20 protein-coding genes are annotated in these 21732 nt (G+C 34.5%); 4 read left to right on the top strand and 16 right to left on the bottom strand.

Annotated features, from left to right (window positions below):
- The coding region (locus BHF71_RS12210) for a transposase (protein ID WP_084024083.1) at positions 1 to 228 on the top strand (228 nt) is incomplete at its 5' end.
- 101 nt (positions 229 to 329) lie between these two features.
- Here BHF71_RS12210 and hydG read toward each other — a convergent pair.
- The 6 genes from hydG to BHF71_RS01715 all read right to left on the bottom strand — a co-directional run bounded on the left by hydG (position 330) and on the right by BHF71_RS01715 (position 7569).
- The gene (hydG, locus tag BHF71_RS01740) at positions 330 to 1745 is read right to left on the bottom strand and encodes a [FeFe] hydrogenase H-cluster radical SAM maturase HydG (RefSeq protein ID WP_069655947.1); all 1416 of its coding nucleotides are present in this window, start codon (positions 1743 to 1745) and stop codon (positions 330 to 332) included.
- 47 nt (positions 1746 to 1792) lie between these two features.
- Positions 1793 to 3538, bottom strand: coding sequence for an NADH-dependent [FeFe] hydrogenase, group A6 (locus tag BHF71_RS01735; protein ID WP_245683801.1), 1746 nt, complete (start codon positions 3536 to 3538; stop codon positions 1793 to 1795).
- A 4-nt stretch (positions 3539 to 3542) separates the two neighbouring features.
- On the bottom strand, positions 3543 to 5411 hold the full coding sequence (gene nuoF, locus BHF71_RS01730; RefSeq protein ID WP_084024081.1) for an NADH-quinone oxidoreductase subunit NuoF: 1869 nt from the start codon (positions 5409 to 5411) through the stop codon (positions 3543 to 3545).
- 16 nt (positions 5412 to 5427) lie between these two features.
- Positions 5428 to 5931 (bottom strand): NADH-quinone oxidoreductase subunit NuoE, encoded by a 504-nt coding sequence (nuoE, locus tag BHF71_RS01725; RefSeq protein WP_069655946.1) that lies wholly within the window; start codon positions 5929 to 5931, stop codon positions 5428 to 5430.
- Positions 5932 to 6119: 188 nt separating this feature from the next.
- Positions 6120 to 7178: a [FeFe] hydrogenase H-cluster radical SAM maturase HydE gene (hydE, locus tag BHF71_RS01720; RefSeq protein ID WP_069655945.1), complete on the bottom strand. Its 1059-nt coding sequence runs from the start codon at positions 7176 to 7178 to the stop codon at positions 6120 to 6122.
- Positions 7179 to 7332: 154 nt separating this feature from the next.
- Positions 7333 to 7569, bottom strand: a complete 237-nt coding sequence (locus BHF71_RS01715) for a post-transcriptional regulator (RefSeq protein ID WP_069655944.1) — start codon at positions 7567 to 7569, stop codon at positions 7333 to 7335.
- A gap of 184 nt (positions 7570 to 7753) precedes the next feature.
- Here BHF71_RS01715 and spoVB point away from each other — a divergent pair, with 184 nt between their 5' ends.
- Positions 7754 to 9316 (top strand): stage V sporulation protein B, encoded by a 1563-nt coding sequence (gene spoVB, locus BHF71_RS01710; protein WP_069655943.1) that lies wholly within the window; start codon positions 7754 to 7756, stop codon positions 9314 to 9316.
- On the opposite strand, the gene BHF71_RS01705 is transcribed toward spoVB, so the two are convergent.
- A complete protein-coding gene (locus tag BHF71_RS01705; protein ID WP_069655942.1) occupies positions 9294 to 9980 on the bottom strand; it encodes a DUF421 domain-containing protein in 687 nt (228 codons plus the stop codon). The two genes, spoVB and BHF71_RS01705, sit on opposite strands and share 23 nt — an antisense overlap.
- A 173-nt stretch (positions 9981 to 10153) precedes the next feature.
- Here BHF71_RS01705 and BHF71_RS01700 point away from each other — a divergent pair, with 173 nt between their 5' ends.
- Positions 10154 to 10543, top strand: a complete 390-nt coding sequence (locus tag BHF71_RS01700) for a TIGR04086 family membrane protein (RefSeq protein ID WP_069655941.1) — start codon at positions 10154 to 10156, stop codon at positions 10541 to 10543.
- A gap of 98 nt (positions 10544 to 10641) precedes the next feature.
- Positions 10642 to 11442 carry a phosphatase PAP2 family protein gene (locus tag BHF71_RS01695; protein WP_069655940.1) on the top strand — a complete coding sequence of 267 codons (801 nt, stop codon included), beginning with the start codon at positions 10642 to 10644 and terminating at the stop codon, positions 11440 to 11442.
- A 51-nt stretch (positions 11443 to 11493) separates the two neighbouring features.
- Here BHF71_RS01695 and yajC read toward each other — a convergent pair whose 3' ends face one another.
- From yajC to BHF71_RS01650, 9 genes are all read right to left on the bottom strand, one after another.
- Positions 11494 to 11790 carry a preprotein translocase subunit YajC gene (gene yajC, locus BHF71_RS01690; protein ID WP_069655939.1) on the bottom strand — a complete coding sequence of 99 codons (297 nt, stop codon included), beginning with the start codon at positions 11788 to 11790 and terminating at the stop codon, positions 11494 to 11496.
- A gap of 54 nt (positions 11791 to 11844) precedes the next feature.
- Positions 11845 to 12978: a tRNA guanosine(34) transglycosylase Tgt gene (gene tgt / locus BHF71_RS01685; protein WP_069655938.1), complete on the bottom strand. Its 1134-nt coding sequence runs from the start codon at positions 12976 to 12978 to the stop codon at positions 11845 to 11847.
- Positions 12979 to 13046: 68 nt separating this feature from the next.
- Positions 13047 to 14075 carry a tRNA preQ1(34) S-adenosylmethionine ribosyltransferase-isomerase QueA gene (gene queA / locus BHF71_RS01680; RefSeq protein WP_069655937.1) on the bottom strand — a complete coding sequence of 343 codons (1029 nt, stop codon included), beginning with the start codon at positions 14073 to 14075 and terminating at the stop codon, positions 13047 to 13049.
- A 76-nt stretch (positions 14076 to 14151) separates the two neighbouring features.
- On the bottom strand, positions 14152 to 16278 hold the full coding sequence (locus BHF71_RS01675; protein ID WP_069655936.1) for a SpoIID/LytB domain-containing protein: 2127 nt from the start codon (positions 16276 to 16278) through the stop codon (positions 14152 to 14154).
- A 152-nt stretch (positions 16279 to 16430) separates the two neighbouring features.
- Positions 16431 to 17525, bottom strand: a complete 1095-nt coding sequence (locus BHF71_RS01670) for a CaiB/BaiF CoA transferase family protein (RefSeq protein ID WP_069655935.1) — start codon at positions 17523 to 17525, stop codon at positions 16431 to 16433.
- A 183-nt stretch (positions 17526 to 17708) separates the two neighbouring features.
- Positions 17709 to 18497 carry an enoyl-CoA hydratase gene (locus BHF71_RS01665; RefSeq protein WP_084024077.1) on the bottom strand — a complete coding sequence of 263 codons (789 nt, stop codon included), beginning with the start codon at positions 18495 to 18497 and terminating at the stop codon, positions 17709 to 17711.
- Between the two features lie 65 nt (positions 18498 to 18562).
- The gene (locus BHF71_RS01660; RefSeq protein ID WP_069655933.1) at positions 18563 to 19714 is read right to left on the bottom strand and encodes a thiolase family protein; all 1152 of its coding nucleotides are present in this window, start codon (positions 19712 to 19714) and stop codon (positions 18563 to 18565) included.
- Positions 19714 to 20577, bottom strand: a complete 864-nt coding sequence (locus BHF71_RS01655; protein ID WP_084024076.1) for a 3-hydroxyacyl-CoA dehydrogenase family protein — start codon at positions 20575 to 20577, stop codon at positions 19714 to 19716. Before BHF71_RS01655 ends, BHF71_RS01660 begins: the two co-directional genes overlap by 1 nt.
- Before the next feature lie 49 nt (positions 20578 to 20626).
- On the bottom strand, positions 20627 to 21715 hold the full coding sequence (locus tag BHF71_RS01650; protein ID WP_069655932.1) for a CaiB/BaiF CoA transferase family protein: 1089 nt from the start codon (positions 21713 to 21715) through the stop codon (positions 20627 to 20629).
- Positions 21716 to 21732 lie beyond the last annotated feature (17 nt).

Here is a 21732-nt window from a genome sequence, read left to right as displayed (position 1 = left end):
GAAAGAGTATTTGCAGATATGAAAGAGAAACATGGTTTGCGTTGGACTACGTTAAGAGGTTTGAAAAAAGTCTCGATGCAGGCGATGTTAGTTTTTGCTGCCATGAATTTGAAAAAGCTAGCGAATTGGACGTGGAAGAGACGTCCGAATCGCTCTCAATTTTTTATTTCATCCAAGATTTTAAGCATTTTTGACAAAAATAACCTCATACTAGGTAATTTAGCATGAGGTTAGTCTTCAGTCTGAGACCTCACATAAAAGTAAGGTCTTTATGTCTACAAAATTATTTTATCTCTTATCTATAACTTAGGCAAATTACAATTTAGCCACTAAAATCTTAAATCCCTTTCTCCTTCTTCAATCTTCTTTAACCTTTCAATAGTTATCTTTTTAGTTCCTTCCCTAGGTATCTCATTTAAACTCTTATTAATTAATTTTTCTCCTAGTTCAATCGCTTCCTCGTCGCCATAATCTAACAGATACTCTTTTAAGGTTATCAAGGCATTGGGTTGACAGATATTTTGTATTTGTCCAGATTTAGCAAGGGACATGAATCTATCTCCGGTTCTTCCTTCTCTGTAACACGCGGTACAATAACTTGGAATATATCCTCCCTTTATAAGACTCTTTATTATTTCAAGGGGAGATCTATGATCACCAACTTCAAACTGAGGCTTTTCCCCCAAATTTTGTTTTCGATACTCTTCGACATAGCCGCCCACTCCAGTACAGGATCCGGCACTTATCTGCGAAATTCCAAGTTCTAGTACTCGATCTCTAAATTCTGGTTTTTCTCTTGTGGATAATATCATTCCAGTATATGGTACTGATAGTCTTAAAATAGCTACTATCTTCATAAAGTCTTCATCTGAGACTAGATATGGATAACTATCGAGACTAACGTTTTCTGCCGGTTGAAGTCTAGGAACAGAAATTGTGTGTGGACCAACCCCAAATTTTTCTTCTAAATGCTCTGCATGCATAAGCATTGCAATGGTATCATATTTATGGTCATACAATCCATATAAAACTCCGATTCCTACATCATCAATTCCGGCCTTCATAGCACGATCCATTGCAGTAGTATGCCAAAAATAATCATGTTTAGGTCCCTTAGAATGAATCCTTTCGTAGGTTGGTCGATGGTACGTTTCTTGGAATAAGATATATGTCCCAATTTCCGCTTCTTTTAACTTCCTATAGTTTTCTTCAGTCGTTGCAGCTATATTTACATTTATTCTTCTAATACTACCATTATCGTGTTTTACAGAGTAGATAGTTGAAATACATTCTAAAATATAATCAATTGAACAATTTATCGGGTCCTCACCAGCTTCAAGTGCTAATCGTTTATGACCAAGGGTTTGAAGTACTTTAACTTCTTCAACAAGCTCTTCCATCGTAAGTTTTCTTCGTTTAAAGTCTGAGTTTGAATATTTATAACCACAATAATCACAGACATTTACACAATAGTTACTTACATATAAAGGGGCAAATAATACGATTCTCTTGCCATAAATCTTCTCTTTAACCTGATTTGCTGTTTTAAAAATTTCATTTAAAATATTTTTATCTTCTACATGTAGTAATACTGAAGCTTCTCGGTGAGTTAAACCTTTAAATTGTTTAGCCTTATTTAATATTTTTTTTACTTTTTCTTGGTCTTTAGCTGCATCTTTTCCGTATTCGATCGCAGCATTGATCTCTTTGTCTTGAATAAAATCAACAACTTTTTTTTGTTGCATCTTAATCGCCCCTTATATTTTGTTTTGAAGTGGTGAGACAGCCAATATTAGAATTTCTCTCTAGCAACGTAGTTAGTGTGTAAAAGCTGATGACTTAAATGACTATTTGGTTCACCCAAGAACTCATCGTATATTTTCTTAATGTATGGATTCTTATGGGATTTTCTAATTGGTAAAGATTTATCCTCATCATAAATCGCTTTACTTCTTGCTATTTTGACGTCGATGTTTTCTCTAGTTTCTTTATCAACAATTGGTTGTCCACCACCATTAATACATCCTCCTGGACAAGCCATCACTTCAATAAATTGATAGTTCTTTTCGCCTTTTTGGATTAATTCCATAACTTTTCTCGCATTTCCTAGTCCGTTGATTACAGCAGTATTTATTACAGCCCCATTTGGAAGTTCAATTGTTGCTTCTTTAATTCCTTCGATTCCTCTTACAGCATTAAAATCTACAGTATCCAAATCCTTACCGGCAACAAGTTCAAATACAGTTCTCAATGCTGCTTCAGCAACTCCACCGGTAGCTCCAAAAATTACTCCAGCTCCAGTAGCCTCACCGAATGGATTATCAAATTCTTCATCCTTTAGGTTAACAAAATCTATTCCAGCTTCCTTGATCATTTGGGCCAATTCTCTTGTAGTTAACACGTAATCAACATCCTGCATTTGTTGGTTAGATAGTTCTTCACGTTGACTTTCAAATTTCTTAGCTGTACAAGGCATTATGGAAACTACAACAATATTTTTAGGATCAACATTCATCCTCTTAGCAAAATAGCTTTTTATTAAAGCTCCTTCCATCTCATGTGGAGATTTACATGTAGATAAATTTTCCAACATATTAGGGAAATTATGCTCAACGAATTTAACCCAACCCGGACAACAGGATGTCATTAACGGTAAATTTTCTCCTGTTTCTAACCTTTTTATTAGCTCAGTTCCCTCTTCCATAATTGTCAAATCAGCAGCAAAATCAGTATCAAAAACTTTATCGAAACCGATCTTTCTTAGAGCAGCTACCATCTTACCAGTTACCCTTGTGCCAATTGGTAGGCCAAATTCTTCCCCTAATGCTACACGTACTGCTGGAGCTGTCTGTACAACAACCAATTTATCTGGATTTTCAATTTCTCTCCAAATGTCATTGATATTCTCATGTTCATATAATGCCCCAACCGGACAAGCAAGAATACATTGACCACAGTTAATACAAACTGAATCAGCAAGTGGCTTATCAAATGATGGACCTACAATTGTTCCAAATCCTCGATTGATAAAACCAATAGCATTAACTGTTTGGACATTACTACAAGTTGCGATACACCTTCCACATAAAATACATTTTTCAATATCTCTAACAATTGCTGGAGAACTGTAATCTATTTCAGCTCTAGTTCTTTCTCCTTCAAACCTTAATTCTCTAATATTCAAATTATTAGCCAAGCTTTGTAATTCACACTTTTCATTTCTTAAACAGGATGTACACTCTCTTTTGTGATCGGATAAGATTAACTCAACTACCGTTTTTCTTGCTTCCCTAACTTTTTTGGTATTCGTTTTAATATTCATACCATCTTCAGCTTTTAGTGTACAGGAAGCTATAAGCCTTGGTCCTACTTCAACCACACAGGCTCTACAGCTTGATGGTTCGTTTACATTTTTTAAATAACAAAGGGTTGGAATATGAATACCTACTTCCTTTGCAGCCTCTAAAACTGTGGTTCCCTTTTCAACTTCTATTTCTAAGCCATCTATCATAATTTTTACCTTTTCCAATTTATTCACCCTCTTATCCTCTAAATATCGCTTTAAACTTACATGATTCAAAGCACACACCACATTTAATACACTTTTCTGTATCAATTACATGTGGCTCCTTAACTTTACCGCTTATCGCATTAACAGGGCATTTACGGGCACATAACGTACAACCCTTACAAAGATCTGGATCAATAACATATTCAACTAGTGATCTACATACACCGGAAGAACATTTTTTATCGACAACGTGAGCAATATATTCTTCCTTAAAATATTTTAAAGTAGATAATACTGGGTTTGGTGCTGTTTGACCAAGTCCACATAATGATCCAGCTTTTATCTGTTCAGAAAGTACTTCGAGTTTTGTAATATCCTCTAATGTTCCTTTGCCTTCTGTAATTTTTTCTAAGATCTCCAATAATCTTGTTGTACCTATTCTACAAGGGGTACATTTTCCACATGACTCGTCCTTAGTAAAATCGAGATAGAACCTAGCAACGTCAACCATACAATTGTCTTCGTCAAGGACAATCATTCCCCCGGACCCCATCATTGAACCTAGAGCAGTTAGGGTATCATAATCGATTGGTGTATCTAAATGTTCTGCTGTTATACAACCTCCAGACGGTCCACCAGTTTGTACAGCCTTGAAATTTTTACCGTTAGGGATTCCTCCGCCTATTTCATAAATAACTTCCCTTAAGGTAGTTCCCATAGGAACCTCAATTAAACCTGTATTGACAATCTTTCCACCAAGAGCAAAGACTTTTGTGCCTTTACTTTTTTCCGTTCCAATACTAGAGAACCAGCTAGCCCCCTTATTGATGATTGGTGGGATATTAGCAAAAGTTTCTACGTTATTGATTACAGTAGGTTTTCCAAATAAACCACTTACTGCTGGGAATGGTGGTTTAGGATTTGGCATACCCCTTTTTCCTTCAATGGAGTTCATTAGAGCTGTTTCTTCACCACAAACAAACGCTCCAGCACCAAGTCTTATTTCTACATCAAATTTAAATCCAGTGCCTAAAATGTTATCACCTAAAACTCCATATTCCTTAGCTTGTTCAATAGCCACTTCCAATCTCTTTACAGCTATTGGATATTCAGCCCTTACATAGATAAAACCTTTGTTAGCACCAATAGCATAACCACCAATAGCCATTGCCTCAAGCACAACATGTGGATCTCCTTCTAATACTGAACGATCCATAAACGCACCTGGGTCACCTTCGTCAGCATTACAAATAATATATTTTTGGTCATTTTCTTGTTTGGCTGCAAATTCCCATTTCAAACCGGTAGGGAAACCGCCACCTCCACGACCTCTTAGGCCAGATTCCTTAATTTCCTCAATAACTTGTTGCCTTGACATAGAAGTTAAAACTTTTTCTAATGCCTTATAACCATCCATTGCTAAATATTCATCAATATCCTCTGGATTAATAAAACCGCAATTTTTTAGTACAATCCTCTTTTGTTTTTTATAAAAAGGTAAATCATCTAATTTTTCAATCATGTACTTTTCGGCTTGTTCGTCTTTACATAGCAATCTTTGAACAACTTCACCTTTTAATAAATGTTGTTCCACAATTTCTCCTACATCTTCAGGTTTTACTTGTGTGTAGAATGTTTTTTCAGGATGGACAACGATAATTGGCCCTTTGGCACAAAGTCCGAAACATCCTGTTTTTATCACACGTATATTCTCAAGCTGATGTTTCTCTAATTGTTTTTCTAGCTCTTCCATTATCTTTGGTGATAATGAAGAAGTACATCCTGTTCCACGACAAACTAATAGGTGTTTTTCATTTGTCAAAGATTCATTACCATTTCTTGCATTCATCTTCTCCAATGTTTCTTTTCTTATTTGCTCTAATTCTTGTAGAGTTTTCATTTCCAATTTCTCTCCCCTACTTATTGTATTTTTCAAGAATCTCATCGACCATTTCTGGAGTTAGTTTTCCATAAACATCATCATCGATCATGATTACAGGTGCTAAACCACAAGCTCCTAAACATCTTGAAGCTTCAAGTGTGAATTTTTGATCTTCTGTTGTCTTATTTACTTCAACATTCAATTTCTCACTTAATTTGTCTAAAACTTGTTGTGCTCCCTTTACATAACAAGCTGTACCAAGACAAACCCTGATAACATGCTCTCCCTTAGGCTCTAATGAGAAGAATGAATAAAATGTTGCAACCCCATATATTTCTGACATTGGGACAGCTAATTCTTCAGATACAACTTTTAAAGCGTCTTCATTTAAATAACCATAAATTTCTTGAACGCCATGTAATACAGGAATGAGTCCACCTTTTACATCCCTATATTTCTGTATAAGTTCATTCAATTTATCATTTCTTTCATCTTGCTGATTACCACAGTTACAGCACATTGTTTGCGTTTGTTCCATAAGAAACCCTCCTTGATTTTGTTAAATTATTCACAATTTACATTGGGATATAGTGTCTTTACATCATAAAAATACTTGTTTATATCTTATGTTTATGACCATTCTTTAAAAATCAACATTCCTTCAATATTATGAATATGAATTTGTTGTGAATTATTTCACATTGTATTTTAATAAATTATGAACTTTCATAAATTCATTTGATTCTCACCAATCCGTATACAATCTCCCTTTGATAGGTCTACTTCATATCCAGTAGATTTTATTCTGTTCTCTATGCACCATCTACAGCTAGCAGACTCATCACCCAAACAAATTTTATTATCATATAATTGATATTTTGCCCGTACTTCCATTGGTGATAAATTAGGCATAACCACATTAGCACCTACTTCTAATGCTGCTTCCCTACCACGATAATCTAAAGATCCTAATGCAGTAGTTGCTGGAATCAAACTATCAGGAACTAACAGTCTTGCCAGGGCGACCATAATCAACGTATCCTTCAACTCACCTTTCCTCTCATTTTTAAGTGGCGTCTGATGATGAGGAATAAATGGGCCAATACCAATCATATGAGGTTGGAGGTGATTTAAAAATAATAGATCTTCTGCCAAATCTTCCACAGTCTGATCGGGAAGTCCAACCATAAACCCTGCACCTACTTGATAACCAATTTCTTTTAGTTCTGCTAAACATTTGATTCGATTTTCAAATTTCATCGTAGGATGTAACTTCTCATACAATCTTTTGGAAGCTGTTTCATGGCGGAGCAAGTATCTATCTGCTCCAGCATCAAAAAGTTCTTTATAGGTATCGTAATCTCGTTCCCCCAAAGAAAGGGTAACTGCAACGTCTGGAAACTGACTTTTTATCTTTTTAACGATATTAACCAACTTATCTTTGGTATACCAACTGTCTTCGCCACTTTGTAATACAAATGTACGGTAACCTAAATCATAACCGAGCTCACAACATTGAATAATTTCGTCTTCGGTTAAACGATACCTTTCCACTTCTTTATTTGACTTACGAATTCCACAGTATAAACAATCTTGTTTACAAATATTTGAAAACTCAACCAATCCTCTAAGATAAACTTTTTTTCCATATTTTTCTTCTCTAAGTTTTCTAGAGTAAGAAAACAACTCCTTCATGGATTCTTCATCTAAATGTTGTAATAAGTAAACCAATTCCTCCTTGGTTAAAGTATTCTGGTTATACAATTTTTCCAGTAGTCTTTTCATAGTATCCCTCTATTCTATCCAAGTAGGAAAAACCAAACAAAATTTATTGAAAAAACTAAATCAATAGTACAAAGGTATTATAACACCTAGTTTTGCTGAATTTCTTTACGATACTATGAATGAAATAATTTCCATAAAAAAACAACCATATATTCTATATGGTTGACTTGTATACTTTAACCATCATCCAATTCATATAGGTTGTTACTTTTAATGTAAGAATATCATTAACTATTTGATGTAAAGGAGGAAGTTCATTTTCATTATAATTTTCTGAAACACACTCCCAAATCGATTTGCCAGTAATATGTTCATAGCCCATTAAAGCAAATTCTTCAGCTTTACTATTGCATAATTCTTCTATTTGCCTACTTATATCATTCATTTCCATCATAAACCACCACTTTTCAATGTATCCTAATTCTTACCCTTTATTAGGTTATACGATATAAATCAAGCTTTTCCTTCTTAAACCTATAAAATTGGTCATCAGTTCTACTTTATTAACATATATCTAGACTAGCATCAATATCATGTATCTTGACTAATTAATATCTCTGAAAGAAGGGACAAAGATGAAACAAAACTTTATTCAAGGGGCTATGATTTTGGTGATAGGCGGTCTTATTACTCGAGGACTAGGCACAATCTATCGTATTTTCCTATCTAGAGTTATTGGTGCTGAAGCTATCGGTCTATATCAAATGACTTTTCCTACACTTATAATGTTAATAACCATTGTTACTGCTGGATTGCCAATCGCAGTTTCTAAAATAGTTGCTGAAGCAGAGGCTAAAAATGATCCTGTGATGATAAAAAGAACCCTTAGAATTGCCTTAATATTAGTATCAGCAATTTCCATTATCATTTCAACTATTTTTTATCTATTAATCCCATTTATTAAAAACTATCTATTAACTGACGAGAGGGTATATTTAACATTGTTGGCTATCGTCCCGATCATACCTATAATCTCAATCTCCTCTGTTTTAAGAGGTTACTTTCAGGGAAGACAAAACATGATTCCCAGTGCTACTTCTACAATAATTGAAACGATTTTTAGAATGTTTTCCGGAATGTTTTTATCTTACATGTTATTGCCATATGGTGTGAAATATGCTTCTGCAGGTGCAATGGTAGGTATGGTGATTGGTGAAATTGCTGGTTTTTTTGTCTTACTAATCGTATATCTGATCAACAAAAAAAAAGATCGGAAACGCAACCCGCTTTTAGCTAATGAAAGTTTAGATATTTATAAAAAGATTACCCATATTGCTATTCCGGTGACTACGAGTCAAATAATTGGTTCATTTGCATATTTTATTGAACCAAGTGTTGTTGCCCATAGTTTAGCTTTTGCAGGGGTTTCGGTTAGTGTAGCCACTTCTCAATATGGACAACTTGCTGGAATGGCTTTATTAATCATTACTTTCCCAACAGTAATTACATTTTCTTTATCCCAATCCCTGATCCCTGCCGTAAGTGAAGCTGCTGCAAAGGAAGATATGAATACTATCTTTAAGCGACTCCACCAGGCACTTAAAATAGCCTACATTATTGGTATTGCCTCTTCAGTTTATTTTTTTATCATGGCTGAACCTATAGCCCTAGTTTTATTTGATACCCCTGAGGTAAGCCGTCTAATCAAAATTATCGCTCCATTTGCAACATTTTTATACTTACAACGCCCTTTGGCGGCCACTTTACAGGGATTAGACTTAGCAAAAGTTTCTATGAAGAATAGTATTACTGGGGCAATCGTTAAGACGATAGCCATATTTATCTTAGCATCACGCCCAGAATTAGGAATAGATGGTGTAGCCATGGCTATCAATTTAGGTATGACATTGATAACCATTCTTCATTTTCGAAGTATTATTTATTTAATAGGTTATACCATAGAGATTAGACCAATATTAAAGATCACTTTATCTGCGTTAATAATGGGGTATATCTCTTATTACCTAACAAAAGAATCATTTTTACAGTTCCCGCTATCAATTCGCTTAATCATCATAACATTATTTAGCAGTATAGCTTATTTATATTTATTACTACTCTTTAGAGTGATCAAAAAGCGAGATTTTCAAAAAATACCTTGGATTGGGAATGTAATTAACCGTCTTTGGGATCTATAAATAGTTCACCCGAGGACCCAATACTTGCAAAATAGACGTCATCTAAATTTCGATAACCTTTCTTTGCTAACTGTTTCATTAACCACTGATCGTCCCTATCAATTTTTTTTAAATTTTTACTCAAAATTCTCCCGTCAGCAACTAAGGGGATCGGCATTCCTTTATATTTATCTAGGGCAATATTAAGATCCCCCTTATAAACTGGAAGTTGACTAGGCTTAGGGAACACACTTAATTTACCTGATGTTTCTAATATGGCAAGCTCCACATCAGCTATCCTTTTAATATTTTTTTCTCTTAATTGAGTAAGAAGGTCATCAAGGGTATATCGCTGCCTTGCCATTTCTTTATCTCTGATTTTCCCGTTGGAGATTAAGATTACCGGTTTTCCTTCCACCAATTCCCTAATTTTCTTACTCTTTAGGCTAATATAGGAGATAATAATCTGAGTGAACATTAATGCTAGGATAGGAACAATTCCTCTAATCATAGATATTTCAGTATCTTCAATTACCACCACAGCTATTTCAGCCATCATGATTGAAACTACCAAATCAAAGATAGACAACTTACCTATTTCCCTTTTTCCCATCAACCTCAATACTATTAATACAAAAAAATACATAAATAAAGTCCTATACAGTGCGATAGAAAAAGACTCCATATCAAGTTCTCCTTTAAAATAAAGTTCAAATAATATTGTTTGATATTTATTGTGATTTCATGTATTAGCTTTCCTCGATAATTTGAGGGTCATTAATTAAAGATTTATTGCATAAGATGTACAAACTTAATTATTAAGTGTAGGAGTTAGGAAATTTAAGGAGGGGAATGCTTATGAAACACAATCAAGCAACAAATGAGTCTAAAAGGACCCGTCCAATCTTAACCGGACTCACATATACTATTGGAATTGTGATAATTTCTTCATTAATTTTTGCAATCCTTTTAGATTTTACATCATTATCAGATACTAATTTACCATTGTACAGTTATACTGTGACTGCAATCAGTTTACTTGTAGGTGGGTTCGTAGCTGGCAAAAGAGCCGGAAATAAAGGATGGTATTATGGAGGAATAACTGGATTAATTTATGGAGTTATCCTTGCTATCGTTGCTTTTTTAGCGTTGAATATTGACTTTAACCTAAAAAACCTAGTTTTGATAGTTTTAGCATTTTTATTTGGAGCAGTTGGCGGGATAATTGGTGTAAATATTAATAAATAAAAATTAAAAAAGTAAATTTGATAGGGTATAATAAAAGTTGTAAAACATTACATATACAAATCATAAAATATTATTGAAATATATCTGGGGGCTTTGAAATGTTTAGTTCAATGAAAATCATTATTCTTTCTGTAATGTTTTTAAGCTTTATTATACCTTCATTTATTTTGAGAAAAAATCCTTTTACTGTATCCAAAATTGCGTTTGGCAAATTAATAACCGATAGAAAAATGTTACTCCATTTTACCGCTCTTTTCTTGATATTGTACTTTAATAAGATTGAACAACGTTTTTCAAAAGATTTATCTGTTGGTGACTATACTCCTATCATCAGACAATGGGAAGGCGATACCGTATATTTAATACAACAGTTCTTTATGAATGATAATTTAACTTATATATTAACACTTTTTTATATAACTATTTTCCCAACATTGATGGTATCTTCCGTTATTATTTACCTTAATGATAATGATCTGAAATCATTTTACTCCTTTGTCTACGCTTTGATGTTAAATTATGGTCTAGCAATTCCATTTTTCTTGTTTTTTCCAGTTTTCGAAGTTTGGCATCATAATCCTGATGTTCAATTCCTAATTCCACAGGTTTATCCAAATTTCGAGATAGAATATCGACCCTTGTCTGGAATAGATAATAATTTTCCTAGTTTGCATACTTCAATATCGGTATCGATGGCACTAATTGCTTTACAATCAAAAAATAGGTTATTTGGCAAAGTTACTCTAATAGCTTCCGTTTTCATTTTATTCTCAACCATTTATTTAGGAATACATTGGCTATCCGATATGACAGCAGGCATATTATTAGGAATTATTGCAAGTCAAACAGGTTTAAGAATTGCCGAACGTACTGTTGAAGAAGAACAATTTTCTCTGTAAGATTAGAAAAACCGGCAGATGCCGGTTTTTCTATGTATTGATAATCAAGGGCTATTTGTTTTCAATTACACCATTAATTGCTCCTCGGTCAAATGTTAACTTTGTAGTTTCGTTAACACGAAGAACCACTTTATCATCGGTTAAATCAACAATCGTTCCATGGATTCCACCAATTGTGATTACCTTATCATTTTTCTTTAATTCTGAAAGCATTTGATTCCTCTTTTTATTTCGTTTCTGTTGCGGACGAATTAAAAACAAATAGAAAATGGCAAACATCGCAACAAGCCAGATAATTGAACCCCATGGACTTGCCCCAGTAGTTGTAGCTTCAGCTAAGTTAAACATCATTTTACCTCCCTTCTTTAAAGTATAACCTTAAGATATAGGATATCATAAATATTAGAATGAACGTAACTTATTTATTCCATATTGTTCGAAAAACTCTTCTTTGTATTCTAACAATCTGTCCTCAAGGATCGCTTGGCGAATATTTTTCATTAAATCCAATAAGAAATACAAGTTATGATATGAAGTAAGCCTCAAACCAAAGATTTCATCCGCTTTTAATAAATGACGTATATAAGCACGAGAGTAGTTTTGACATGTATAACAGCCGCAATTAGGATCAAGTGGAGTAAAATCCCTAGCATATTGGGCATTCTTAATAACCACTCGTCCTTCACTGGTCATAGTCGTACCATTTCTCGCGATCCTAGTTGGTAAAACACAATCAAACATATCTATTCCCCGGATAACTCCTTCAAACAATGATTCCGGATCACCAACCCCCATTAAGTAACGAGGTTTATTCTCTGGTAATAACGGAGTCGTATATTCCAACACTTCATACATTAACTCTTTTGGTTCACCAACACTCAATCCCCCAACAGCATATCCTGGAAAATCTAATGAAGTTAGCTCTTTTGCACTCTGCTCTCTCAAATCTCTATACATCCCGCCTTGAACAATTCCGAATAAAGCCTGTTCATTAGGTCGAGAGTGGGCATTTAAAGACCGTTCAGCCCAACGTGTTGTCCTCTCAAGAGAATTTTTTACATACTCACGCTCTGCCGGATATGGTGGACATTCATCAAAAGCCATAATTATGTCAGCACCAAGTGCATTTTGAATTTCAATTGATTTTTCAGGGGAGATAAATAATTTCTCACCACTTAAATGGTTACGAAAATGAACTCCCTCTTCAGTGATTTTGCGCAAGTCGCTTAAACTGAATACCTGAAATCCACCACTATCAGTTAGAATTGGACGATCCCAATTCATAAATTTATGGAGGCCACCAGCTTCCTTAACCAAATCATGCCCAGGTCTTATAAATAAATGATATGTATTACTTAAAATTATTTGAGCATTCATATCCTTTAACTCTTCTGGACTCATAGCTTTAACGGTAGCCTGGGTACCCACAGGCATAAAAATAGGTGTTTCTATCACACCATGTGGGGTATGTAGCCTCCCCAAACGAGCCCCAGTTTTCTTATCCTTTTTAATCAGTTCATATCTTATTGCAGACATTAGTTTTCCTACCTTTCAAAACAAAAGAAGTTTCGTAAAAGCTTTTACATTATAAAAGTTAGAAACGATTAATAGATAAACATTGCATCACCAAAGCTATAAAAACGGTATCTATTCTTAATAGCCTCTTGATAAGCGTTCATTATATTCTCTCTTTTAGCCAACGCACTAACAAGCATCACTAAAGAAGATTTAGGTAAATGGAAATTGGTAATCATCCCATCTATCGCCTTAAATTCAAAACCAGGATAGATAAAAATATCTGTCCAGCCATCCTTTGGCATAAATCTTCCCGTTTGTTTATCAACTATAGTTTCTAATGTTCTAACAGAAGTTGTACCGACAGCAATAATCTTTCTTTTTAAGTCCTTTGTCTTATTTAATGTTTCTGCAGCTTCTTTGGTCATGGAGAAATATTCGGCATGCATTTGATGTTCTTCAATATTTTCTACACTTACAGGTCTAAAAGTACCTAGACCTACATGCAATGTGATATAGACAATATTGATTCCTTTTTGCCTAATTTGATTCAATAGTTCTTCAGTAAAGTGTAATCCTGCGGTAGGAGCGGCAGAAGAACCAACATTTTTTGCATATACAGTTTGGTACCTATCTTTATCTTCTAATTGTTCTTTTATATACGGTGGTAACGGCATATTTCCGAGTTTATCCAAAATCTCATTAAAAATTCCATCATATTGAAAACGAATAATTCTTCCACCAACTTCAGTGGTATTTTCTACTATACCGGTTAACAAACCATCTCCAAAAACAACCTCATGCCCAACCCGGAGTTTTTTACCTGGTTTTACTAAGGTTTCCCATCGATTATTATCCAATTGCTTTAGTAGAAGCACTTCTACTTTGGCACCTGTCTCCTTTTTATGGCCATACAAACGAGCTGGTAATACTTTCGTATCATTCAGCACTAAAGCATCACCAGGTTGTAGATATTCGATGATATTCTTAAATTTTCGATGTTCGATTACTCCTGTTTGACGATTTAAAACTAGTAGCTTAGATTCGTCACGATGTGATAATGGAGTTTGTGCAATTAATTCTTCTGGTAATTCAAAGTCAAATAGTTCTATTTTCATCTGTATTATTCATCCTCTATCGGTAATCTTTGAAGCTTAATATTTGATGTTATAACTAAAAAAATAATCTTTGGGACTAATAAATTTGCTTAATTACAATATCATTGTAGTAGTATTCCAATATTTCTTGGTATGTATACCCAGATTCCGCTAAGCCCCTTGCCCCCCATTGGGACATTCCTAAACCATGCCCTAGACCACGACCACGAATAATATAGCTTTGTTCCTTTGAAAATACTTTAATTTGGTCATCGGCACCTAAAACAAAATAATTATCTTGGCTAAAATTGGTCTCTGATAATACATATTTGGAATTTGCAGACTGAACATAAATCTGTTCTTTTTTGTTAACTAATGATTCAGTTCTACCATAAGCTGCTAAAGTTTCAATTCTTCCCTGTTGCTCAATATCAAACAGACCACTTTGAACTCCAACAGACAGTCCCCCTAGTAAAGTTCGATAGTAGTCCGGATATTTAACTTTGATAGGTGTGTCACCATCTGCTAATAAGGTTACTCTTCCAGATGGACCACGTTCCATAACTTTTAAGTCAAGAATTGGCTCATTAAATGGTATAGAACTATCCAATTGATATTTATTGACATTTTCTGTAATGAATTCTGTTGATAAAGGGCCTGCTATCCATGAATAAGAATTATTTTCGTAGACGGTATCTAATATAACAATCTCTTCTCCTTTTGGCAAGGTGGTTATAATCTCAGAACGATAGATATTAGGTCTATTTCGAAAATTGACTTTATCCCCATTTAAGACTCCATAGGGTAATCCAAAAGGATGTGTTTTCTCTATAACATCAACATAGTCACTGCGGACATACCCTATTTGTCCATTTGATCTAAGGACATAATACCAATCCATAACATTTTCTAAAGCCTTCCCATCTTCAGGAGATGGTTTTGATGAGGTATAAGGTATTTGAGATCCCCAAACTTCACTACCATCAGAGGTAATTCCTCCGGCATTTGAGTGATAAAAAGCTGTGATCGGTTTTCCATTTCTGGTTAATACGATACCTTTTGTCTCATCAACTGCCTGTCTAATTCTATCAGTTTCTTCAGATACACCATAATAGGCTTGATCTGCTATCGAATCATAAATATGGGCTATTTTATTTCTTGGATTTAATAATTTTTGGTAGGCAAATGTTCTTGCAGCTACAGCTTGAGACTTTAATGCTTCAAGTGGCCAACTATCATACATTTCAGAACCTACTACAGAATACAAGTAAGAATCTAAATTAAGACGGTTTACAACTGCAATCTCACCTTCAAAGAGTTGAAAGTTGATCTCTCCACGATAACTAAGATTTTTCCCTTGATAAGTACGTTCATTTATCGTTAGTGTTGACTGACTATCCGTTGGTTTAATATTAACAATCATGGAACTTGAAAAGACGAATAAGGGATTTGTCATTATTTCATCTTGTAATATCGTACCGGATAGTTTGGAGATAACATAAATATCTGAATTAACATCAACTAAGTTAAAATCAGGAAAAATTTTTTGAATAGAGTTTTTCAATTGTTGGTGTTCTTCAAAGGTAATTGAATCACCTATAAACACCTGATTTTCCCATTTGTCATTTATATAGACCTGGGCCAGGTATCCAGTAAAACCATTAGCATTTAATTCCATTATTATTTTTTCAGCTTCAGCCAAGTCAACAATATCACCAATAGCCCAATGAAGTGGCCCTAATGGTTTCCCATCGATTTGCATCTCTTTTTGAATTAATTGTCTGATTTGGTCTAGTTCTTCAAAAGTATCATATCCCCCAACGATTACTTGGTAATAATCACTTTTATCTTTATATACAACTTCAATGCTTGGAAGTAATTTAACCTCTTCAATTGCTTTGACTTGCTCAATTATTTCCATTGCTTCGGATAAATCCATGGTCTCTACTAATTGTAAATGATACCTATCAAACTGAAGACTAACCTTTTCATTTTCTTTGCTACTGAACATGTAAGGAATAGTTTGATTTGTAGTTAATTGAATTCCCGAAGGACTACTTACTGTGATAAGATGCTCACCATCTGTTTTACCATTTATCAATAAGACCTTAATTTCACTTAAATCTTGAGATTTTACAATCGTAGGAATCATAGTAATTATTAATAGTCCAAAAATTAATACTATAATACTGATTTTTTTTACGCTATACATAAGATGGTACATAGTTTAACAAATCCTTTCTTATGTTCTTAACCTCAAAATGTTTTTATCTTCAAAATCTTCCTAACCCCAAAAATTCGACATTAATAAATCTTATTCCTTCAATCATTACTAGGTACTTTTTCCCGTTTTTATGATTTATTTGTTGAAATTTGTTATAATATGACCCCTCTATTTTTAAGCTCAACAATTTCTTGCTCTGATTTATTAAGCAACTCTTCTAAAATTTCTCTAGTATGTTCTCCTAGTTTTGGAGAAAAGTTATCTTTAGTAGTTACCAAATGTTTCTTTGCATTAATAGAATGCATCTCTACTTCTCCAACTTCCAATATTGGTGTTAAACAACAATCAACATCTAACCCAAAATTTGTCCATTCTTCTAGAGTACGACTTTTAAATAGATCTTTAAGCTGATTGAAAATTGGATTCTGACTTGACTTGGTAGATAAGTGATAAGGTATCCACTCCTCATGCCCAACAGCTAAACAAAAATTTTCCCAAAACTTCGACTCTAACGCTGCTAAACTAACGTACCTACCATCCTTTGTTTGATAAATGTTATATGAAATTAATTCTCCATCCAATTGGGAGATCACATTGTCTTTACCAAGTTTTTTATCAGTAAAAATTCGTGTTTTCATTAAAGATAGCATGGTATCCATCAAAGAAATATCCAAATAGTTTCCTTCTCCGGTCTTTTCGTGCATAAATAAGGCTGCAATTATCTTTTCACTCGCCACAATTCCACCGATTATATCCGCAAAAGTGATGGAAGGTAAAATCGGTCTTCCTTTCTGATCAATTAATTGTGATAAGATTCCACTTAAAGCTAGATAGTTCAAATCATGGCTGCCATATTCCGCCATAATTCCACTTTGACCATATCCAGACAAGGAACAATAAATAATATCATTTTTTATTTCTTTTATCTCCTGATAGTCAAGTCCAAAACGTTTCATAACCCCTGGTCTAAAACTTTCTAACACCACATCTACTTGCTCAATTAACTCTTTAGCTAATTTTTGTCCTTCTACGTCTTTAAGATTAATGGCAATACTTTTCTTGTTACCGTTATAAGCTTCAAAAACTACTCCCTTTTCTTCTGGAGTTTGTCCAAAATTTCTTAACGGTGATCCAAAAAGCGGTTCAATCTTTATCACTTCAGCCCCAAGCTCAGCCAACCGAAGACTTGTATAAGAACCAGGAATATATAATGAAAAATCGATTATTCTTACACCATTTAATACCATAATATATCCTCCCAGTATTACATAACTAATAAGCATTATATCGCCCATTTACAGCTTAGGCTAGTAATTTATTTGCCTGCTAACGCACCTTAAAGACAACGGACTATGTGAGTTCGTTGCAAATTACCACTTTATATAAAAAAAAGACTGAGAACTATCTAAGCTCTCAGTCTTTCGCTCGAATTATTTCCCAGTAAATATTGGGTTTCTTTTTTCTAAAAATGCCTGTAGACCCTCTTTATGATCAGAGGTTTTCCGCATTAAATATTGACCTTCCTTTTCCATTTCTAGAATTCTTATCAGCTCTACCTTGCTATTTTCAGTATATATTTTTTTAGTCTTGAGCATTGCACTAATAGGCATCTTTAACCATTCTTCGGCCTTCTTCTTCGCAGCTAATAATACATCTTCATTTACTATTTCATCTATTAGTCCCATTGTTAAGGCTTCTTGTGAAGTATGAACTTTTCCTTCCCAAATCAAGTGTTTTGCCTTAACTTCACCTAAACGTTTATTAAGGAAAAAATGTCCTCCACCATCAGGTATTAAACCAATCTTAATAAAATTCATAGCAAAGACAGCTGATCGTTCTGCCATGATATAATCTGATGCTAATGCAAAGCTGAAACCGAGCCCGGCAGCCGGTCCATGAACCGCACTAATTACTAATTTAGGTAATGTATAGAGTTTTACCACAATCTGATTAATGAGATCCATAATTCCATAGAATTCCTCTTTATTTGTGTCTGTTAGCATAAACTTTATATCTCCGCCAGCAGAAAACCCCTTACCTTCACCCCTAATTATGAGAACATCCAAATCAGACTTTGCAACTTTATCTAGTTTTTCATTAATTTGTTCCAATATTTCTAGATCAATGGCATTTATCACCTTGGGTCGATTCAATTTTAAGATTCCAATTCTACCTTCTGTCTTTAAAAGCACTTTCTCAGTTTCATTATGTGAAGTCAATATTATCTCTCCCTTGCAATATCAAATTATATTTTTTTCAATATTTTATAATCTGATTTATATTCTTATAGTCTTTCTATAATTGCCGCCGTAGACATTCCGTGTCCAATACATATTGTTAGTAGACCATAACGTCCATTAATTCTTTCTAACTCATGAAGTAGTGAAGTCATCAATTTTACACCAGTTGCCCCAAGAGGATGTCCTAAGGCAATTGCCCCACCATTAACATTAACCTTATTCATATCTGCCCCAATTTCCTTTTGCCAAGCCAAGACTACTGGAGCAAATGCTTCATTTATTTCGATGACATCCATTTGTTCAATTTTTAAACCAGTTTTTTGTAAGACCTTTTTAGTTGATGGAATAACACCATCTAACATTAGTTTTGGATCTGAACCAACTACTACTCGGCTTAATATTTTCGCTCTAGGTTTAAGGCCTAACTGTTTTGCTTTATTATGTTCCATTAAAAGGATAGCAGCAGCACCATCACTCATTTGACTGGAGTTACCTGCTGTAATGACTCCATCCTCTTTAAAAACCGGTTTAAGCGATGCTAAGGCTTCTAATGAAGTATCAGCTCTTGGACCTTCATCATTGTTTACGATAATAGTATTTCCTTCTTTATCTTTGCCTTCAATCGGTAAGATTTCTCTCTTGAACCTCTGTTCTTCTAGCGCTAGTAAAGCCCGTTGATGACTTTGAAGTGAAAATTTGTCAAGTTGCTCACGAGCTAAGCCGTATTTTTCTGCTATTAATTCAGCTGAAATTCCTTGCCAAACAAGATTATACTTTTTATGTAATGAAGCAGGAATCGTTTGTTGGTTACCGTCACTAAACATCGGTACCCTAGTCATACTTTCAACTCCTGCCGCTATCGTGATATCCATATCTCCAGATAAGATCTCTTGACTAGCAAAGTGAATAGCTTGTTGTCCAGAACCACACATTCTATTAATTTGAACTGCTGGAACTTCAACTGGAAAATCTGCTTCTAAAGCTGCTAATCTACCAATGTTATACCCTTGTTCACCAGTTGCTGTTACGCATCCCATCACGATATCTTCAACTAGACTTTTCTCAATACCAACCCGTTTAATAACTTCGTCCAATACTTTGGCTGCCATATGAACAGGATGTACTTCTCTAAATACTCCTTTTCTTTTACCAACCGGTGTACGGACAGCTTCTACAATCACAACTTCCCTTTCCATCAATGTTGCCCCTCCTCCGAATAATCATAGAAACCCTTGCCACTCTTTCTTCCATAATGTCCTGCTTCAACAAGTTTTCTTAAAATTTGTGGCGGACGAAAACGATCGCCATATGCTTCTACCATTCCTTCACTGGCATAGAGCATGGTATCTAAGCCAACATAATCTGCTAATTCCAATGGCCCCATCGGATAATTTAATCCTAGCTTAATAGCTTTATCGATATCTTCTTTACTAGCTACTCCTTCTTCATAAATCCTCATGCACTCTAGCATATGTGCTGCTAGTGCTCGGGATGTTACAAATCCTTGACTATCATTGACTAACACAACTTCTTTGCCTATTTCTTCTGAAACTTTCCTCACAATATTTACAGTTACTTGGGAGGTATCCACCCCTTTTACAATTTCAATTAACTTCATAACCGGAGCTGGATTAAACCAATGCATACCTATTACTCTTTTTGGTCTTTTAGTAACAGCTGCGATGGCGGTAACACTCAATTCCGAAGTATTAGTTGCCAGTATCGTATTTTCCTGGGCATATTCATCTAACTGTCGAAAAATCTTTTTCTTAAGATCCAAATTTTCCGGAACAGCCTCAATAATAAGTTCCACATCTGTTGCTGCTTCTTTGAGTTCCAATGTGGTAGAAATCTTTGAGGTAATATTTGCCGCATCATTTTTGGATAGGTAGCCTCCCTTAACAAAACGGGATAAACTTTTATCAATTGACTGGATCCCTTTTTCAAGGGCAGCACTAGAAACATCGTATAAAACAACATCTTTTCCACCCATTGCCATCGCTAGGGCAATTCCGCTCCCCATCAATCCAGCTCCTATTATTCCTACACGACTTACCACTATCACATTCCTCCTTAAAAGATTTTATTTTTATTTATAACAAATTTTTTCAGATCACCCCTTTTGCTTGAAACTGGGCCACTTCTTCCTCAGATTTTTTTAACAAATCTATTAAAATTCTTTCAGTATGTTCACCTAAACCCGGAGATAAGTTGTTTTCAAAAAGATAACGATTATGCCTATTCAAAGGATGGTTTTCTACTTCACCTACTTCTAGAATTGGAGTTAAACAACAATCTACTTCTAGGCCAAATCGTGTCCACTCATCCAACGTTTTACTTAAGAAAAGTTCTTTTATTTCTGTATAAACTACATTTTCCTTAATCGCCTTGGAAAAGTGAGCAGACAACCAATCATTCCGCCCTACGCCAAGACAAAAATTTTTCCAAAATTTTGGTTCTAACGCTGCTAGACTTACATACCTTCCGTCTTTCGTTTCGTATATATTATAAGAGATTATTTCCCCTGTTATTTCTGGAATACCTTTATCACCACCTACTTCATTTTTAGTAACGATATGAAAGTCCATCAATGAAACCATCGTATTTGTAATAGAAAGATCGATAAATTGCCCTTTTCCTGTTCTTTCCCTATGTATCAAAGCACTTAAAATCTTCTCGTTGGCAATGATCCCTCCAATTAAATCTGCTAAAGTAATACTTGGCAAAATAGGTTTACCCTGCTGATCTTTCAATTGAGATAAAATGCCACTTAATGACATATAGTTAATATCATGGCTACCCAGCTGTGCAATTTCACCCTTTTGTCCATACCCAGAAATAGAACAATAAATAATGTTTTCTTTAAATTTTTTAACTTGCTCATAGCTAAGACCCAATCGATCCATTACACCTGGACGAAAACTTTCAACTACCACATCAGCTTTTTCTATTAATTCTTTAGCAAGAATTTGGCCCTGTTCACTCTTCAAATTTAACGTCATGCTTTTTTTGTTGCGATTATATACTTCAAAGAATATTTTATTACCATCTTTAACCCTTCCAAATTCCCGTGCGGGTTCACCAGTTAAAGGCTCTATTTTAATCACTTCTGCACCCAATATTGCTAATCGTTGAGTAGCATATGGTCCCGGTAAATACTGCGAGAAATCAATTACTCTTATCCCCTCTAATGTCATCAAGACTTCCTCCTAAA

This window comes from Vulcanibacillus modesticaldus, from assembly GCF_001730235.1.
In the GTDB taxonomy this organism is placed as follows: domain Bacteria; phylum Bacillota; class Bacilli; order Tepidibacillales; family Tepidibacillaceae; genus Vulcanibacillus; species Vulcanibacillus modesticaldus.
The sequence above is the reverse complement of the archived record's forward strand: the minus strand, read 5'-3'. Positions and strand labels throughout refer to the sequence as shown.

Bases quoted from the DNA above. Each gene is read 5' to 3' on its own strand.
- nuoE (WP_069655946.1), bottom strand. From the start codon at position 5,931: ATGGAACAAACGCAAACAATGTGCTGTAACTGTGGTAATCAGCAAGAT.
- nuoF (WP_084024081.1), bottom strand. From the start codon at position 5,411: ATGAAAACTCTACAAGAATTAGAGCAAATAAGAAAAGAAACATTGGAG.
- BHF71_RS01695 (WP_069655940.1), top strand. From the start codon at position 10,642: ATGTTTAGTTCAATGAAAATCATTATTCTTTCTGTAATGTTTTTAAGC.
- BHF71_RS01650 (WP_069655932.1), bottom strand. From the start codon at position 21,715: ATGACATTAGAGGGGATAAGAGTAATTGATTTCTCGCAGTATTTACCG.
- BHF71_RS01670 (WP_069655935.1), bottom strand. From the start codon at position 17,525: ATGGTATTAAATGGTGTAAGAATAATCGATTTTTCATTATATATTCCT.
- queA (WP_069655937.1), bottom strand. From the start codon at position 14,075: ATGAAAATAGAACTATTTGACTTTGAATTACCAGAAGAATTAATTGCA.
- BHF71_RS01715 (WP_069655944.1), bottom strand. From the start codon at position 7,569: ATGGAAATGAATGATATAAGTAGGCAAATAGAAGAATTATGCAATAGT.
- hydE (WP_069655945.1), bottom strand. From the start codon at position 7,178: ATGAAAAGACTACTGGAAAAATTGTATAACCAGAATACTTTAACCAAG.
- spoVB (WP_069655943.1), top strand. From the start codon at position 7,754: ATGAAACAAAACTTTATTCAAGGGGCTATGATTTTGGTGATAGGCGGT.
- BHF71_RS01700 (WP_069655941.1), top strand. From the start codon at position 10,154: ATGAAACACAATCAAGCAACAAATGAGTCTAAAAGGACCCGTCCAATC.
- tgt (WP_069655938.1), bottom strand. From the start codon at position 12,978: ATGTCTGCAATAAGATATGAACTGATTAAAAAGGATAAGAAAACTGGG.
- BHF71_RS01675 (WP_069655936.1), bottom strand. From the start codon at position 16,278: ATGTACCATCTTATGTATAGCGTAAAAAAAATCAGTATTATAGTATTA.
- hydG (WP_069655947.1), bottom strand. From the start codon at position 1,745: ATGCAACAAAAAAAAGTTGTTGATTTTATTCAAGACAAAGAGATCAAT.
- BHF71_RS01660 (WP_069655933.1), bottom strand. From the start codon at position 19,714: ATGGAAAGGGAAGTTGTGATTGTAGAAGCTGTCCGTACACCGGTTGGT.
- yajC (WP_069655939.1), bottom strand. From the start codon at position 11,790: ATGTTTAACTTAGCTGAAGCTACAACTACTGGGGCAAGTCCATGGGGT.
- BHF71_RS01705 (WP_069655942.1), bottom strand. From the start codon at position 9,980: ATGGAGTCTTTTTCTATCGCACTGTATAGGACTTTATTTATGTATTTT.